Below are 15,908 nucleotides of genomic sequence, written 5' to 3'. Positions count from 1 at the left end.
GGCCTCGTGACGCGCCGCCGGGCGGATTCACACAAGCGGGGAACGGGGTGTCGTACGGAGTTCAGCCTCCGTTAAGGGGTGAGCGGGACGGTGGCGCCGCACCGCGCAGCGCCACCCCCCTTCCTGGCACGCCCACCGTCACAGGAGACACACCATGTCGCTCACCCGCAGGGACTTCGCCACCCGCTCCGCGCTCACCGGCGCCGGGGTCGCGCTGGCGGGCAGCGTCGGCGCCCTCGCCACCGCCCCGAACGCCCTGGCGTCCACGGAGACCGAGGGCACGGACGACGAGCACGGGCACGGCGGGGTCGGCTACGGGCCGCTGCTCCCCGACCCGGACGGCATCCTCGCGCTGCCCGCCGGCTTCTCCTACCGGGTCATCACCTACAGCGGCCGGACCAAGCTGGAGTCGGGCGAGTACACCCCCTCCAACCACGACGGCACCGCCACCTTCGACGGTCCGCGCGGCACCACCCTGCTGGTCAACAACCACGAACTGGGCGGCCCCCGCGCCAACTGGCCGCACCCCGTCCCGCTCACCGAGGGCCTCGTCTACGACCCGGCGGCCTCCGGCGGCTGCACCGTCGTCGAGGTCCGCCCCGGCGGCGAGGTCGCCGAGTGGGTCGGCATCGCCGGCACCGCCACCAACTGCGCGGGCGGCGCCACCTCCTGGAACACCTGGCTGACCTGCGAGGAGACCGAGGACAAGGCCGGGTCCAACGGCATGACCAAGGACCACGGCTACGTCTTCGAGGTCGACCCCGCCGACCGCCGCGCCAACCGCGACCCGAAGCCGGTCAAGGCGCTGGGCCGGTACGCCCACGAGGCCGTCGTCATCGACCCCAAGCGCGGCCACGCCTACCTCACCGAGGACGCCTCCGGTCCCAACGGCCTGTTCTACCGCTGGACCCCGCCGGAGGGCTTCCGGCACGGGCGGGGCAAGCTCCGCACCCTCGCCGACGACGCCGGGCGGCTGGAGGCGTTCAAGTGCTTCGACTCCGGCGGCAAGTTCGTCGACGACCTCTCCCGCGCGACGAGGACCGGCACCGTGTACGGCGTCGACTGGGTCGAGGTCCCCGACCGTGACGCGACGACCGTCTCCGTGCGCAAGCAGTTCACCGACGGCCAGGTCACCCGCGCCCGCAAGCTGGAGGGCATGTGGTGGGCGGACGGCGGCGCCTACGTCGTCTCGTCCTTCGCCCGCGACGAGAGCCCCGGCAAGCCGCACGACGGCCAGGTCTGGTTCTACGATCCCAAGCGCCGCACCCTCACTCTGAAGGTGCTGCTCGGCGTCAACCCCGACCCGGAGGCGGAGGGCGCCTTCGACGGCCCGGACAACATCACCGTCTCCCCGTACGGCGGTCTGGTCATCGCCGAGGACGGCGACGGCGTGCAGCACCTGTTCGGCGCCACCGACAGCGGACGGACGTACCCCATCGCCCGCAACGAGCTGAACATCGGGACCGCGGAGGAGCCCGAGTACAGCGAGATGACCGGTGTCACCTTCTCGCCCGACGGACGCACCCTCTACGCGAACATCCAGACACCCGGCGTCATGCTCGCGATCACCGGGCCCTGGAAGCGGCAGAAGCGGCGCTGAGCGGGACGGCCCGGGTCCCCTGCCGGGCCCGGGCCGTCCGCGGTCACAGCGCCTTGGCGGCGGGCTTGACCATCCCGCGGACCGTGCGGGACTTGACGAACTCGCCCATCGCCGTCATGTCCCACTCCCCGGAGAACTGCCGGATCAGCTTGGCCATCATCACGCCGGTCTGCGGCTCGGCGGTGGTGAGGTCGAAGCGGACCAGCTCCTCGCCGGTCGCGGCGTCCAGCAGGCGGCAGTACGCCTTGGCGACCTCGGTGAACTTCTGCCCGGAGAAGGAGTTGACCGTGAAGACCAGGCCGGTGACCTCCTGCGGGAGCCGGCCGAGGTCGACGACGATCACCTCGTCGTCGCCGCCGCCCTCGCCGGTGAGGTTGTCACCGGAGTGCTTGATGGCGCCGCCCACGATGGACAGCTTGCCGAAGTAGCAGCTGTCGATGTGGTTGCGCTGCGGGCCGTAGGCGATGACCGAGGCGTCCAGGTCGATGTCCTTGCCGCGGTACGCCGGCTCCCAGCCGAGGCCCATCTTGACCTGGGAGAGGACCGGGCGGCCGCCCTTGACCAGGGAGACGGTCTGGTTCTTCTGGAGGCTGACGCGGCCCTTGTCCAGGTTGATCTTCCCGGCCCCGGGAGCGGGGGCCGCGGGCGCGGCGGGCGGCGCCGGCGGGGCGGCGGGGGTGGCGGCCGGCGGGGGCTGTACGGCGGCCGGGGCCGGGGGCGGCGTGACCGGCTGGGCGGCGGGCGCGGCCGGCTCCTCCACCGAGACGCCGAAGTCGGTGGCGATGCCGGCCAGGCCGTTGGCGTAGCCCTGGCCGACCGCGCGGGCCTTCCAGGCGCCGCCCCGCAGGTAGACCTCGACGATCACCAGGGCCGTCTCGCTGCCGAGCCGCGGGGGCGTGAAGGTGGCCAGGACGGCGCTGTCATCGGCGCTGCGGATGGTGGCCGTGGGCTCGATGCCCTGGAAGGTCTGGCCCGCGGCGTCCGGGCTGGCGGTGACGACGATCTTCTCGATGCCCGGGGGGATGGCGGTGGTGTCGATCGTGATCGCGTCCGGGGCGGTGCCGCCGCCGGAGCGGTAGGTCACGCCCGGCCCGGTGGGCTGGTTGTAGAAGATGAAGTCGTCGTCGGAGCGCACCTTGCCGTCGGCGGTGAGCAGCAGGCCCGATACGTCGAGGCGCACGGGCGCGGCGACGTCCACCGTCACGCGGGCGGCGGACAGGGGGATGTTCGAGCCGGGGGTCATAGCTGTCATGCCGGGTGAACGAGCGGGGACGTTTTGCCGTTCCCTTACCGTGGGCTGATCGGCCGACCATGGATTTTCGCCCCCGCCGCCCCTGCCCTTCCCGTCCCCGGGGGCTGCCGCCCCCGGATACCCGCTTCGGCCTGAACGGTCTCGTCCGCACACGCCGGAGGGCTGGAACCAGGCCCCTCCGGCGTTCACGAGGTGAGCTACGGCACCACCACGATCTTCCGTCCCACCCCCGCCGCGAACTGCTCCAGCGCCTCGGGGTAGCGCTCCAGCGGGATGCGGTCGCTGATGAAGACGTCCGGGTCCAGGACGCCGTTCGCGAACAGTTCCGCCGCCCGCTCGTAGCTGTGCAGGACCGCCATCGAGCCGGTGATGGTGATCTCCTGGTTGTAGATGCGGTACGGGTCGATCTGCACACGGGTCGCGTAGTCGGCGACCCCGAACTGGAGGAACGTACCGGCCTTCGCCACCCGGTCCAGGCCGTCCTGGATCGCCGCCGCGTTGCCGGTCGCGTCGATGACCAGGTCCCAGCCCTGGGGGCGGTCCAGTTCGTCGGGGGTGGCGGCGGCGCCCGAGACGCCCAGGCCCTTGGCGGTCTCCAGGCGGGCCGGGTTGAGGTCGACCATGTCGACGCTGGCCGCGCCGGTCCGCTTGGCCAGCTCCAGCATCATCAGGCCCATCGTCCCGGAGCCGTAGATCAGGACGTGGGCGCCGAGGCGGGACTGGAGGACGTCGTAGCCGCGGACCGCGCAGGACAGGGGCTCGATCAGGGCCGCGTCCTGGGTGCGGACGTGCTCGGGGAGCTTCACGCAGTTCGCCACGGGGGCCACGGCGTACTGGGCCGCGCCGCCCGCCGTCGTCACGCCGATGGCCGCCCAGCGCTCGCAGAGGTTGTTGTGGCCGTTGCGGCAGTAGCGGCACTCGTAGCAGTACAGGGAGGGGTCCACCGCGACCCGGTCGCCGACCGAGACCTCGGTGACCCGCGTGCCCACCCCGACCACCTCGCCGGCGAACTCGTGCCCCGGTGTGATCGGCAGCTTGGGCGCGAACTCGCCCTGGAGGATGTGCAGGTCGGTGCCGCACAGTCCGCACGCGGCGACCTGGACGACGACCTCGCGCGGTCCTGGCGTCGGGTCCGGGATCTCGGCGACGACGGCGCGGCCCACGGACTCGATGACGGCGGCCTTCATTTCACGGCTCCCAACGACAGGCCCTGGACCAGCTTGTCCTGGGCGGCGAACCCCGCGGCGAGCACCGGCAGGGAGATGACGAGCGACGCGGCGCACACCTTGGCCAGGAACAGGCCCTGGCTGGTGATGAAGCCGGTCAGGAAGACGGGGGCGGTCTCGGCGACCACACCCGTCAGCACCCGGGCGAAGAGCAGTTCGTTCCAGCTGAAGATGAAGCAGATGAGGGAGGTCGCGGCGATGCCGGGCAGGGCGATCGGGGCGACCACCCGCGCCAGGATCGTCGGCAGCTTCGCGCCGTCCACCCGGGCCGCCTCGATGATCGCGACCGGGACCTCGGCGAGGAAGGACTGCATCATCCACACCGCGATCGGCAGGTTCATCGAGGTGTAGAGGATGACCAGCAGCCAGATGTTGTCCAGCATGCCGGTGTTCTTGGCGAAGAGGTAGATCGGGAGGAGACCGGCCACCACCGGCAGCATCTTCGTCGACAGGAAGAAGAACAGGACGTCCGTCCACTTCTTCACCGGGCGGATGGACAGCGCGTACGCCGCCGGGAGGGCGAGGACGAGGACGAACAGGGTCGAGGCGACCGACGCGACGGCCGAGTTGGCCAGCGCCGGCCAGGGGCTGGCGCCGCCGCCCGCGCCGAAGAACTCGCGGTAGCCGTCCAGCGTCAGGGCGGCCGCGAAGGACGGCGGGTTGGTGGCGGCGTCCTCCTCCGAGTGGAAGGAGGTCAGCGCCATCCACGCGATGGGGAGGAAGAAGACGATGCCGAGCAGCCAGGCCACCAGGCCCAGGCCGGCCCCGCGCTTGCGACGGCTGGCTCCTGCAGTCGTGGTCACGGCGCTCATGCGCGGCCCACCTCCTCGCGGAACAGGGACGACACCACGCGCAGGGCGAAGGTCGCGATGATGATCGAGCCGATGACGACCAGGACGCCGGCGGCCGAGGCGAGGCCGTTCTCGTGGGCCTGGTAGAAGCTCTGGTAGACGGTGTACGGCAGGTTGGCGGTGCCCAGGCCGCCGGAGGTGATCGTGAAGACCGCGTCGAAGTTCTGCACGATGTAGATCGAGCCGAGCAGGGCGCCGAGTTCGAGGTAGCGGCGCAGGTGCGGCAGGGTGAGGTGGACGAAGATCTGCCAGTCGCCGGCGCCGTCCACCCGGGCCGCCTCGATCTGCTGCTGGTCCCGGCTCTGCAGCCCGGCCAGCAGGATCAGCATCATGAACGGCGTCCACTGCCACACCAGGGACAGCTCCACCGCGAGCAGCGGGGTGTTGGAGATCCAGTCGGGCTGGGGGCCGCCGACGTAGTGCAACAGCCCGTTCAGCAAGCCGTACTCGGGGTTGTAGAGGACGTGCTTCCACAGCAGGGCCGCCGCGACCGGGACCACCAGGAACGGGGCGATCAGCAGGGTGCGGACCACGCCGCGGCCCTTGAACCTCCGGTCCAGGAGCAGTGCGAGGACCAGGCCGAGGACCAGACTGGCCAGGACCACCGCGACCGTCAGCAGGATCGTCGTCCAGACCGACTTGCGCAGGTCGGGGTCGGTGAGGACGTCGCCGTAGTTGGAGAAGCCGGTGAAGTGGCGGGCGTCGGGGTAGAGCGCGTTCCAGTCGAAGAAGGAGATCACCAGCGTCGCCACGAAGGGCAGCTGGGTGACCGCGATCATGAAGATCAGGGCCGGGAGCAGCGGGGCCCGGGTGGCCCAGGCGCGCAGCCGCGCGGAGGGCTGCCGCAGCCGGGTGCTGACGTCGGGTGCGGCCACGGGGGCCGTCGTCGTGGCGGTCATCGTCCCTCGTACTCCTCGGCGATCTCTTCGGCGAGCGCTTGTGACTTCTTCAGGGCCGCCTCGACGGACTGGCGTCCGGCGATGGCCGCGCTGATCTCCTGGGAGACCTTGGTGCCGAGGTCGGTGAACTCCGGGATGCCGACGAACTGGATGCCGGGCGCCGGACGCGGCTGCACCCCCGGGTCCTTGGGCCGGGCCGCCTCGATCGCCTCCCGGGTCATCTCCTGGAAGGCGCCGGCCTCCGCGCGGTAGGCCGGGTTCTCGTAGGTGGAGGCGCGCTTGCCGGCCGGGACGTTGGACCAGCCGATCTCGTCGCCGACGAGCTGCTCGTACTCCTTGCTGGACGCCCAGGAGACGAACTTCCACGCCTTGTCGGGGTTGCGGGAGGCCTGCTGGATGCCCCAGGCCCAGGTGTAGAGCCAGCCGGAGGACTCGGTCTTCTCGACCGGGGCGGGGGCGTAGCCCAGCTTGCCCTTGACGGGGGAGCCGGCCGCCTCCAGGGAACCGGCGGCGGAGGTGGCGTCGTACCACATGGCGACCTTGCCCTGGGTCATGTTGTTCAGGCACTCGGCGAAACCGGCCTGCGGGGCGCCGGACTCGCCGTGCTCGCGGACCAGGTCGACGTAGAACTTCACCGCCTTCTCGAACTCGGGGGAGTCGAGGCGGGCCTTCCAGTCCTGGTCGAACCAGGTGCCGCCGAAGGTGTTCACGACCGTGGTGAGCGGTGCCATCACCTCGCCCCAGCCGGGCAGGCCGCGCAGGCAGATGCCCTTCATGCCGGACTGGGCTCCGTCGACCTTCGCGGCGAGGTCGGCGACCTGCTGCCAGGTGGGGTGCGCGGGCATGGTCAGGCCCTCCTTCTCGAAGACGTCCTTGCGGTACATCAGGAAGGAGGACTCGCCGTAGAAGGGCTGGCCGTAGAGCTTGCCGTCCTCGCCGGTGAGGGACTCGCGCATCGGCTTGAGGACGTCCTGCTCGTCGTAGGCGGAGTCCTTGGCGGCGTAGGAGTCCATCTCGTGCAGCCACTCGTTCTTGGCGTAGATGGGGATCTCGTAGTTGGAGAGGGTGGCGACGTCGTACTGGCCCGCCTGGTTGGCGAAGTCCTGGCTGATCTTGTCGCGGACGTCGTTCTCCGGCAGCACGGTGAAGTTCACCTTGATGCCGGTCTCCTCGGTGAAGTGGTCGGCGGTGAGCTTCTGCAGCTCGACCATCTGGTGGTTGTTGACCATCAGGACGTTGATGGCGTCGCCGCCGGACCCCGCCCCGCCCGCCCCGACCCAGCAGCCGGAGAGCAGCGGGGCGAGCAGCGTCCCTGCGGCGGCCGTGGCGAGCGTGGCTCGCGGCCTCCGTCGGCTCTGGGTTCGCATGGATCGCTCCTGAACATAGGGGGAGGTAAGGAGAGGCAAGGGGCGGCAAGGGATGACCCCGTCCCGCGAGGGGGAGGAAGGGGACGGGGTCAGACTCGGATGACCTGGGGGCCCAGCAGCGAGTAGCGGTGGGCCTCGGAGGCGGGCAGCTGGGTGCTGGTGACGATCGCCTCCAGGGCGCCGACCTCGGCGAACCGGCAGAAGCTGACCGCCCCGAACTTGGTGTGCACCCCCGCGAACACCGTGCGCCGCGCGGCCCGCACGGCCTGTGCCTTGACCTCGCTGACCGCCGGATCGGGCGTGGTCAGGCCGTGTTCGCGGGAGATGCCGTTGGCCCCGATGAAAGCCAGGTCGAGGACGAACCCGGCCAGCATCTTGGTGGTCCAGTGGTCGACGGTGGCCAGCGTGCCCGGGCGGACCCGGCCGCCGAGCAGCAGCACGGAGGTGTCGCCGCGCCCGGCGAGCGCGCCGGCCACCGGCAGGGAAGCGGTGACCACGGTCAGCGGCCGGTCCGCGGGCAGCGCCTCGGCGATGAGCTGGGGGGTGAAGCCCTCGTCGACGAAGACCGTCTCGGCGTCCCCGAGCAGTTCGGCCGCCGCTGCGGCGACCCGGCGCTTCTCGGGGACGTGGCTGGTGGCGCGCACGGCGAGGGTCGTCTCGAACCCGGCGCTCTCCACGGGGTAGGCGCCGCCGTGGGTGCGGCGGACCAGGCCGTGGTCCTCCAGGGCGCGCAGATCCCGGCGTACGGTCTCCTTGGCCACGCCGAGTTCGGCCGCGAGGACGGTGACGTCGACCGAGCCGGAGGCACGGGCGGCCCGCACGATCTCCCGCTGGCGCTCTTCCGCCGATCTCGTGCCCATGTCACACCTGCCTCACGCGCGCCGTTGCCCGTTCGGGCCCGGTAAGGCCCTGGTGAAGAGTTCTACAGCGGGTGCGCGGCGCTGACCAGGTCTGTTGCGGAGCCGATACTGCCCGCTTGGGCCCGTTTCGGTGGACGGGGGAGCGTCGTGGACCAGGGATGCGGCGAGCCGGGACGTCTGTTCGGGCAGCACGGATGCCCGAACGGGGAGGAGGACGGGCCCGTTCGGTGCCCGTCCTCCTCGGTGCCGCTGTGTGTTTCGGTCAGTACGGCCAGATCGGCGGGTCCGTGACGAAGTGGCCGCCGAGGCGGGCGTGGGCCGGGTTGTCCGGGTCCAGTTCGCCCTGTTCGGCGATGAGCTTGGCCGCGTACGGCTCGGAGTCGTCCTGCGGTTCGTAGCCGAGGGCGCGCGCGGTGGTGAGGTCCCACCACAGGCGGGTGTTGGCGGAGGAGCCGTAGACGACCGTGTGGCCGACGCCCTCGGCGGTCAGCGCGGCGTGGAAGAGCCGGGCGCCGTCGGCGGGGCTCATCCACACCGAGAGCATCCGGACGCTGGTCGGCTCGGGGAAGCAGGAGCCGATGCGGACGGAGACGGTCTCGATGCCGTGCTTGTCCCAGTAGAGCTGGGCGAGGTCCTCGCCGAAGGACTTGGACAGGCCGTAGAAGGTGTCGGGGCGGCGCCGGACGTCGATGGGGATGAGGGGGTCGTCGCCCCGGGGGCGCGGGGTCCAGCCGACGGCGTGGTTGGAGGAGGCGAAGACGACGCGGCCGACGCCCTCCTCGCGGGCGGCCTCGTAGACGTTGTACGTGCCCTCGATGTTGGCCTTCAGAATCTTGTCGAAGGACGCTTCCAGGGAGATGCCGGCCAGGTGGACGATCGCGTCGACGCCGCGGACCGCCTCGCGCACGGCGTCCTTGTCGGCGAGGTCGGCGACGATGGCCTCCGGCGCGCCCTCGATCGGACGCAGGTCGAACAGGCGCAGGTCGTAGCCGTGGGCGGGGAGCAGTTCCCGCATCAGGGTGCCGAGGCCGCCGGCGGCGCCGGTGAGCAGAACGGTGCGGGGAGCGGGCATCCTCGGGTCTCCTTGACTGCACGAGTACGCGTCTGGGTGCACATGTCTGGGTGCACATGTCTGAGTGCACATGTCTGAGTGCACATGTCTGAGTGCACATGTCCGGGTGTGGACATGTCGTGGTGCACATCTGAGTACGTCATTCACAAACGTGGACACGCTAGGGATGTGCGTCGTCGCGCGTCAAGAGCGCGGAAGCTTGACCGCCCTCCAGGGGCGTCTTAGCGTGAGCATGTTCAGAAATATAAACACCGGACACGCATGCAAACGGGAGAACCTGTGACGTCAGCCCCGCTCGCCGCTCGGCTCACCGCCCCCCGGGGCCCGTTGTTCTTTCCGGTCACGGCGTACGGCCCCGGCGGCGAGGTCGACCTCGCCGTCTACCGCGCCCATGTGCGCCAGGGCGTGGAGGCGGGCGCCGCCGCCGTGTTCGCCTGCTGCGGCACCGGGGAGTTCCACGCGCTCACGCCCGAGGAGTTCCAGGACTGCGTCCGGGCGGCCGTCGAGGAGACGGCGGGCCGCGTCCCGGTCCTGGCGGGCGCCGGCTACGGCACCGCCCTCGCCGTCCGCTACGCGCGCCTCGCCGAGGAGGCCGGCGCCGACGGGCTGCTCGCCATGCCGCCGTACCTGGTGCTCGCCGGTCAGGAGGGGCTGCTGCGGCACTACCGGGAGGTGGCCGCCGCCACGTCCCTGCCCGTGATCGTCTACCAGCGCGACAACGCCGTGTTCACCCCCCGCACGGTCGTCGAACTGGCCCGCACGGAGGGGATCGTCGGCCTCAAGGACGGCCTCGGCGACCTCGACCTGATGCAGCGGACCGTCAGCGCCGTGCGCACCGAGGTGCCCGGTGACTTCCTCTACTTCAACGGGCTGCCGACCGCCGAGCAGACCCAGCTCGCCTACCGCGGCCTCGGCGTCACGCTGTACTCCTCCGCCGTGTTCTGCTTCGTCCCCGAGATCGCCCTCGCCTTCCACCGGGCGCTGCGCACCGGCGACGACGCCACGGCGCACCGCCTGCTGGACGGCTTCTACCGGCCCTTCACCGAACTGCGCGCCCAGGGGCGCGGGTACGCCGTCGCGCTGGTGAAGGCCGGGGTACGGTTGCGCGGCCTGGACGTGGGCGAGGTGCGGCCCCCGCTGCACGAGCCGGCCGGGGACCATGTCAAGCGGCTCGCCGAGGTGATCGAGCGCGGCCACGCGCTCCTGGAGGAGGCACGGTGAAGGCATCGGCATTCGTCTACCCCTGGGACGTCGACGGCGACCCCCGCGCGCCGGAGACGATCGCGGGACTCGGCGTGGAACAGGTGACGCTCGCCGCCGCCTACCACTCCACCCGCGCCCTGACCCCCCGGCACCCGCGCCACCGGATCGTCACCGCCGAGCACGCCGCCGTCCTCTACCCGCCGGACGACGGACGCTGGGCCGGACGGGAGCTGACCCCGTACCCGGCCGGTGACTGGGCGCCCGGGGACGCCTACGGCGAGGCCGCCGACGCGCTCGCGGACGCCGGACTGGAGGTGCACACCTGGGTCGTGCTGGCCCACAACTCCCGTCTCGGCGCCGAGCATCCGCACACCTCCGTCGTCAACGCCTACGGCGACCGCTACCCCTGGGCGCCCTGCATCGCGCAGCCCGCCACGCGCGCGTACCTCGTCGACCTGGCCGCCGAGGCGGCGGTGCGGCCGGGGGCGCGCGGCACCGAACTGGAGTCCCTCGGCTGGTACGGCCTGGCCCATCTGCACGCCCACGACAAGACCGCCGGCGTCGGCCTCGGCGACGCCGGGCAGTACCTGATGTCGCTCTGCTTCTGCCCCGACTGCCGGGCGGGGTACGGCGGCCAGGGCCTGGACCCGGACGAGCTGGCCGCCGCCGTCCGCGACGCGCTGGAGCCGGTGTGGCGGGGGACGGCGCCCTCGGACGGGGGCTGGGCGGGCGTGGAGAAGCTGCTCGGCGAGACGCGGGCGGGCGCCACGCGCGCGTGGCGGGACACCACCGCCCGTTCCCTCCAGGAGGCGGCCGTCGCGGCGGTCCGCGCCGCCGCTCCCTCGGGCTTCCAGGTCCTGCTGCACGCCGACCCGGTCTCCTACCACTGCGGCGCCAACGCCGGGGTCGACCCCGCGCACATCCTGTCCGTCGCGGACGGGGTGGTCGTGCCCTGCACGGGCGGTGCGGGCCTGCTCACCCCCTTCGCCGAGCAGGCCCACGACGGCACGGTCCTCGCCGCCAACCTCACCGTCGTCTCCGGCATGGGCGGCAGCCCCGGCACCCTCGCCGCCGACGCGGCCCGCGCCGCCGGCCTGGGGGCCACGGAACTGCGGCTGTACCACGCCGGGCTGGCGTCCGACGGGGATCTGGCGGCGGTGCGGCGGGGGTTGGGCGGGCGCTCTCGGCGAGGCTGACCGCAGGGCCGGGCACCGACGGCCCTGGGGCCGTACGCTGACGGCCGGGGGGCCGTGGGCCGACGGTCCGGCCGTACGCTGACGGCCGGGGGACCTAGGCCGACGGTCCGGCCGTACACCGACGGTCCGGCCGTACACCGACGGTCCGGCCGTACGCATGACGCCATGCCCCTCACCCTCACGTCCTCGGCACCGCCTCCCCCCACCCCGTGCCCGGCCGCCCCTGCTCCGGTCGCCTGGTGCGCGGCGGCGGGGCCGAGGTGTGGGTGGACGCCGGGCCCGGCACCTTCGCCGAGTTGCAACGGCACACGGACCCGACGCGGCTCAGCGCGATCTGGGTCTCCCCTCTGCACGCGGACCACTGCGCCGACCTGCTCGCCGCGGTGTACGGCTTCGCGTACGGCGGGCTCGCCCCCGGGGCGCCCGTCCCGGTCTACGCGCCCGCCGGCTGCGCCCGGGCGCCTCGCGGGCTTCTTCCGCGGGCCGACACCGGTTTCCTCGACGGCGTCTTCGCCTTCCGCCCGCTTGAGGACGGGCACACCGTCCGCCACGGCGGCCTGGTCCTCACCTCCCGCGCCGTGCGGCACGACATCGAGGCGTACGGGCTGCGGGCCGAGTGCGAGGGCCGGGTCCTGGCCTGCTCCGGGGACAGCGGACCGTGCGCCGCGCTCACCGGGCCGGCCCGCGACGCCGACCTGTTCCTCTGCCGGGCCGACATCGACCACACCGATGGGCATCGCGAAAGCGAACAGATGCACCTGACGCCCGAGGGCGCCGGGAACACCGCCCGCGCGGGCCGCCGCGGCGTTCGGCGGACCGACCGGGACCGCCCGTGAGGGCGGCACCACCAGCGTCCGAGGACCGATCCGCGCTTCTTCTGTCAGAAGCATTGACGAAACATTGTCCCCCTCCTAGTTTCAACGCGTCGTACTCCGTACGTCATATATGAGACGCGATATGCGAGATCCGAGAGGCGCACATGACCTCTGTGCCCACGCCGATCCCCTCCCGCACGCAGTACGTGCTCCAGGAGATCAAACGCCGCATCCTCACCGGCCGGCTGACCCCCGGCCAGGCCCTGGTCGAGACCGAGCTGGCCGCGCAGTTCGGGGTCTCCAAGACCCCGGTGCGCGAGGCGCTCAAGACCCTGGCCGGCACCGGACTGGTCGTGATGAGCCAGTACAAGGGCGCCACGGTGCGCATGGTGGACGCGGACATGGCACGCGAGGTCTACGACGTGCGACTGCTCCTGGAGCCGGAGGCGCTCAAGCGCGCCGTGCGGCGCGGCGCCTCCCTGGACGCCGCCCGGGACGCGCTGGCCCGCGCCGACCGGGCCACCGACACCGCCGAACGGTCGCTGGCCAACCGGGAGTTCCACCGCGCCCTGTATCTGCCCTGCGGCAACCCGCTGCTCGGCCGGATGCTCGACGAGGTCCGCGACCAGGCGGCCCTGGTCTCCGCCGTCGCCTGGGCCGCCGACCCCTCCTGGGAGCGGGAGGCGGGCGAGCACCAGGAGATCCTGCGGCTCGCCCTGGCCGGGGACGCGGACGGTGCCGCACGCGCCCTCCACGCGCACATCGCGTTCTTCGTCGAGCGGGCCTTCCCGGCAGCGGACCACGAGGCCGGGCGGGCCCAGGAAGAGGACGGTCAGGCATGACAACGACGTTCGAGACCCAGCGGGCGGCCCTGGCCGACGTGGTGGCGATCCCGGTGACCCCGTTCGCCGCGGACGGCGCCGTCGACCCCGCCACGTACCGGGCCCTGCTGCGTCGCCTGCTGGACGCCGGCATCACCACCCTCACCCCCAACGGCAACACCGGCGAGTTCTACGCCCTCACCCCGGCCGAGCGCCGCCAGGTCACCGAGCTGACCGCCGAGGAGGCCGGCGGCCGGGCGGACATCCTGGCCGGCGTCGGCCACGACGTGCCGACCGCCATCGCCTCCGCCCGGCACGCCCGCGACCTGGGCGTCACCATGGTGATGGTGCACCAGCCCGTCCACCCCTACGTCTCCCAGGCCGGCTGGGTCGACTACCACCGCGCCGTCGCCGAGGCCGTCCCCGAGCTGGGCGTCGTGCCCTACATCCGCAATCCGCAGCTGGCCGGGGCGCGGCTGGCCGAGCTGGCGGACACCTGCCCCAACGTCATCGGCGTGAAGTACGCGGTGCCGGACGCGGCCAAGTTCGCCGCCTTCGCCCGCGACGCCGGGCTCGACCGGTTCGTGTGGGTGGCGGGGCTGGCCGAACCGTACGCCCCCTCCTACTTCTCGGCCGGCGCCACCGGCTTCACCTCCGGGCTGGTCAACGTCGCCCCGGCCGTCTCCCGCAACATGATCGAGGCGCTGCGGGCGGGCGACTACCCGGCCGCCATGAAGGTCTGGGAGCAGATCCGCCGCTTCGAGGAACTGCGCGCCGCCAACGGTTCCGCCAACAACGTCACCGTCGTCAAGGAGGCCCTCGCCTCGCTCGGCCTGTGCCGCCGCGACGTCCGCCCGCCGAGCCGCCCGCTCCCCGAGAGCGAGCGCGCCGAGGTCGCCGAGATCGCCGCGGGGTGGTCGATATGACCGGCCGCAAGCGCCCGGAGGAGCTGCGCAGCCACCAGTGGTACGGCACCGAGGGCCTGCGCACCTTCAGCCACCGCGCCCGCACCCGCCAGCTCGGCTACCTGCCCGAGGAGCACCTCGGCAAGCCCGTCATCGCCATCCTCAACACCTGGTCCGACATCAACCCCTGCCACGTCCACCTGCGCGACCGCGCCCAGGCCGTGAAGCGGGGCGTGTGGCAGGCGGGCGGCTTCCCCCTCGAATTCCCGGTCTCCACGCTCAGCGAGACCTTCCAGAAGCCGACCCCGATGCTCTACCGCAACCTGCTCGCCATGGAGACGGAGGAGCTGCTGCGGTCCTACCCGGTGGACGGGGCCGTCCTCATGGGCGGCTGTGACAAGTCCACGCCCGCGCTGCTGATGGGCGCCGCCTCCGCCGACCTGCCGGCCGTGTTCGTGCCGGCCGGGCCGATGCTCCCCGGGCACTGGCGGGGCGAGACCCTCGGCAGCGGCACCGACATGTGGAAGTACTGGGACGACAAGCGGGCCGGGCTCATCGGCGACTGCGAGATGCAGGAACTGGAGAGCGGGCTGGCCCGTTCGCCCGGTCACTGCATGACGATGGGTACGGCGTCCACCCTGACCGCCGCCGCCGAGGCCCTCGGCGTCACCGTGCCGGGCGCCTCCAGCATCCCGGCCGTCGACTCCGGACACGACCGGATGGCCGCCGCGGCCGGACTGCGCGTCGTCGAACTGGTCCACCGGGGCCGCAAGCTGAGCGACATCCTCACCGCGGACGCCTTCGAGGACGCCGTCACCACCGTGCTCGGCCTCGGCGGCTCCACCAACGCCGTGATCCATCTGATCGCGATGGCGGGCCGCGCGGGCGTCACCCTCACCCTCGACGACTTCGACCGCGTCGCCCGCACCGTCCCGGTGCTGGCCAACGTCCGCCCCGGCGGACAGACGTACCTGATGGAGGACTTCCACTTCGCCGGCGGCCTGCCCGGCTTCCTCTCCCGCATCCCCGACCTGCTCCACCTGGACCGGCCCACGGTCTGCCACGACACCCTGCGGGAGCAGCTCGCGGGCGCCCTCGTCCACAACGACGACGTGATCCGCCCGCGCGACAACCCGGTCGCGGCCGAGGGAGGCGTCGCCGTGCTGCGCGGCAACCTCTGTCCGGACGGCGCGGTCATCAAGCACATCGCCGCCGAACCGCACCTGCTCAAGCACACCGGCCGCGCGGTCGTCTTCGACGACTACCGCACGATGCAGCGCACCATCAACGACCCCGCCCTGGACATCACCGCCGACGACGTGCTGGTGCTGCGCAACGCCGGCCCCAAGGGCGGCCCCGGCATGCCCGAGTACGGCATGCTGCCGATCCCCGACCACCTCCTCAAGCAGGGCGTACGCGACATGGTGCGGATCTCCGACGCCCGGATGAGCGGCACGAGCTACGGCGCCTGCGTGCTGCACGTCGCGCCCGAGTCGTACATCGGCGGACCCCTCGCCCTGGTCCGCACCGGCGACACGATCACCCTGGACGTCGCCGCCCGCACGCTGAGGCTCAACGTGGACGACGAGGAGCTGGAGCGGCGCCGCGCCGCGTGGACGCCGCCCCCGGCACGGTACGAGCGCGGCTACGGCGCGCTCTACAACGAACAGATCACCCAGGCCGACACCGGCTGCGACTTCGAGTTCCTGGCTCGCCCCGGCAAGGTGCGGGACCCGTACGCGGGCTGACCCCCGGACGACAGAAAAACCTCCGCACACCCCTGTACGGACAGAAAGCGCTTCCTGTACGCACCACGCACATCCGGCTACGCAAGTGAACGG

14 protein-coding genes are annotated in these 15,908 nt (G+C 72.2%); 7 read left to right on the top strand and 7 right to left on the bottom strand.

The features are described from left to right. Positions 1–154 precede the first annotated feature (154 nt). Entirely contained in the window at positions 155–1,600 is a 1,446-nt protein-coding gene (locus ACZ3IG_RS28885; RefSeq protein WP_467435706.1) for an alkaline phosphatase PhoX, read from the top strand. 43 nt (positions 1,601–1,643) lie between these two features. Here the strand turns inward: ACZ3IG_RS28885 and ACZ3IG_RS28880 are convergent, their stop codons facing one another. From ACZ3IG_RS28880 to ACZ3IG_RS28850, 7 genes are all read right to left on the bottom strand, one after another. Further along, positions 1,644–2,843 carry a TerD family protein gene (locus ACZ3IG_RS28880; protein WP_467435750.1) on the bottom strand — a complete coding sequence of 400 codons (1,200 nt, stop codon included), beginning with the start codon at positions 2,841–2,843 and terminating at the stop codon, positions 1,644–1,646. A 206-nt stretch (positions 2,844–3,049) separates the two neighbouring features. Next, the gene (locus ACZ3IG_RS28875) at positions 3,050–4,039 is read right to left on the bottom strand and encodes a zinc-dependent alcohol dehydrogenase family protein (RefSeq protein ID WP_467435705.1); all 990 of its coding nucleotides are present in this window, start codon (positions 4,037–4,039) and stop codon (positions 3,050–3,052) included. Further along, positions 4,036–4,890: a carbohydrate ABC transporter permease gene (locus ACZ3IG_RS28870; protein WP_467435703.1), complete on the bottom strand. Its 855-nt coding sequence runs from the start codon at positions 4,888–4,890 to the stop codon at positions 4,036–4,038. Before ACZ3IG_RS28870 ends, ACZ3IG_RS28875 begins: the two co-directional genes overlap by 4 nt. Then, positions 4,887–5,828 (bottom strand): carbohydrate ABC transporter permease, encoded by a 942-nt coding sequence (locus tag ACZ3IG_RS28865; RefSeq protein ID WP_467435702.1) that lies wholly within the window; start codon positions 5,826–5,828, stop codon positions 4,887–4,889. Before ACZ3IG_RS28865 ends, ACZ3IG_RS28870 begins: the two co-directional genes overlap by 4 nt. Then, positions 5,825–7,195, bottom strand: a complete 1,371-nt coding sequence (locus ACZ3IG_RS28860; protein WP_467435701.1) for an ABC transporter substrate-binding protein — start codon at positions 7,193–7,195, stop codon at positions 5,825–5,827. The genes ACZ3IG_RS28865 and ACZ3IG_RS28860 overlap by 4 nt, the downstream gene beginning before the upstream one ends. An 89-nt stretch (positions 7,196–7,284) precedes the next feature. Further along, positions 7,285–8,055: a DeoR/GlpR family DNA-binding transcription regulator gene (locus ACZ3IG_RS28855; protein WP_467435699.1), complete on the bottom strand. Its 771-nt coding sequence runs from the start codon at positions 8,053–8,055 to the stop codon at positions 7,285–7,287. Positions 8,056–8,317: 262 nt separating this feature from the next. Then, complete coding sequence (locus tag ACZ3IG_RS28850; RefSeq protein ID WP_467435698.1) at positions 8,318–9,127, bottom strand: NAD-dependent epimerase/dehydratase family protein; 810 nt, start codon at positions 9,125–9,127, stop codon at positions 8,318–8,320. 261 nt (positions 9,128–9,388) lie between these two features. Here ACZ3IG_RS28850 and ACZ3IG_RS28845 point away from each other — a divergent pair, with 261 nt between their 5' ends. From ACZ3IG_RS28845 to araD, 6 genes are all read left to right on the top strand, one after another. Next, positions 9,389–10,348: a 5-dehydro-4-deoxyglucarate dehydratase gene (locus ACZ3IG_RS28845; RefSeq protein WP_467435696.1), complete on the top strand. Its 960-nt coding sequence runs from the start codon at positions 9,389–9,391 to the stop codon at positions 10,346–10,348. Further along, entirely contained in the window at positions 10,345–11,526 is a 1,182-nt protein-coding gene (locus ACZ3IG_RS28840; RefSeq protein WP_467435695.1) for a hypothetical protein, read from the top strand. The genes ACZ3IG_RS28845 and ACZ3IG_RS28840 overlap by 4 nt, the downstream gene beginning before the upstream one ends. Positions 11,527–11,765: 239 nt before the next feature. After that, entirely contained in the window at positions 11,766–12,362 is a 597-nt protein-coding gene (locus ACZ3IG_RS28835) for an MBL fold metallo-hydrolase (RefSeq protein ID WP_467435694.1), read from the top strand. Positions 12,363–12,505: 143 nt separating this feature from the next. Then, complete coding sequence (locus ACZ3IG_RS28830) at positions 12,506–13,183, top strand: GntR family transcriptional regulator (protein WP_403536463.1); 678 nt, start codon at positions 12,506–12,508, stop codon at positions 13,181–13,183. Beyond that, on the top strand, positions 13,180–14,088 hold the full coding sequence (locus tag ACZ3IG_RS28825; RefSeq protein WP_467435692.1) for a dihydrodipicolinate synthase family protein: 909 nt from the start codon (positions 13,180–13,182) through the stop codon (positions 14,086–14,088). The genes ACZ3IG_RS28830 and ACZ3IG_RS28825 overlap by 4 nt, the downstream gene beginning before the upstream one ends. Next, the gene (araD, locus tag ACZ3IG_RS28820; protein ID WP_467435691.1) at positions 14,085–15,815 is read left to right on the top strand and encodes an L-arabinonate dehydratase; all 1,731 of its coding nucleotides are present in this window, start codon (positions 14,085–14,087) and stop codon (positions 15,813–15,815) included. Before ACZ3IG_RS28825 ends, araD begins: the two co-directional genes overlap by 4 nt. The last annotated feature ends 93 nt before the right edge of the window (positions 15,816–15,908 follow it).

The sequence above is a fragment of the Streptomyces sp. NPDC016677 genome (genome assembly GCF_055562815.1).
Note: the sequence above shows the minus strand (reverse complement) of the source record. Positions and strands in the feature narration are given on the sequence as shown.

Bases quoted from the DNA above. Each gene is read 5' to 3' on its own strand.
- ACZ3IG_RS28885 (WP_467435706.1), top strand. From the start codon at position 155: ATGTCGCTCACCCGCAGGGACTTCGCCACCCGCTCCGCGCTCACCGGC.
- ACZ3IG_RS28880 (WP_467435750.1), bottom strand. From the start codon at position 2,843: ATGACCCCCGGCTCGAACATCCCCCTGTCCGCCGCCCGCGTGACGGTG.
- ACZ3IG_RS28875 (WP_467435705.1), bottom strand. From the start codon at position 4,039: ATGAAGGCCGCCGTCATCGAGTCCGTGGGCCGCGCCGTCGTCGCCGAG.
- ACZ3IG_RS28870 (WP_467435703.1), bottom strand. From the start codon at position 4,890: ATGAGCGCCGTGACCACGACTGCAGGAGCCAGCCGTCGCAAGCGCGGG.
- ACZ3IG_RS28865 (WP_467435702.1), bottom strand. From the start codon at position 5,828: ATGACCGCCACGACGACGGCCCCCGTGGCCGCACCCGACGTCAGCACC.
- ACZ3IG_RS28860 (WP_467435701.1), bottom strand. From the start codon at position 7,195: ATGCGAACCCAGAGCCGACGGAGGCCGCGAGCCACGCTCGCCACGGCC.
- ACZ3IG_RS28855 (WP_467435699.1), bottom strand. From the start codon at position 8,055: ATGGGCACGAGATCGGCGGAAGAGCGCCAGCGGGAGATCGTGCGGGCC.
- ACZ3IG_RS28850 (WP_467435698.1), bottom strand. From the start codon at position 9,127: ATGCCCGCTCCCCGCACCGTTCTGCTCACCGGCGCCGCCGGCGGCCTC.
- ACZ3IG_RS28845 (WP_467435696.1), top strand. From the start codon at position 9,389: ATGCAAACGGGAGAACCTGTGACGTCAGCCCCGCTCGCCGCTCGGCTC.
- ACZ3IG_RS28830 (WP_403536463.1), top strand. From the start codon at position 12,506: ATGACCTCTGTGCCCACGCCGATCCCCTCCCGCACGCAGTACGTGCTC.
- ACZ3IG_RS28825 (WP_467435692.1), top strand. From the start codon at position 13,180: ATGACAACGACGTTCGAGACCCAGCGGGCGGCCCTGGCCGACGTGGTG.
- araD (WP_467435691.1), top strand. From the start codon at position 14,085: ATGACCGGCCGCAAGCGCCCGGAGGAGCTGCGCAGCCACCAGTGGTAC.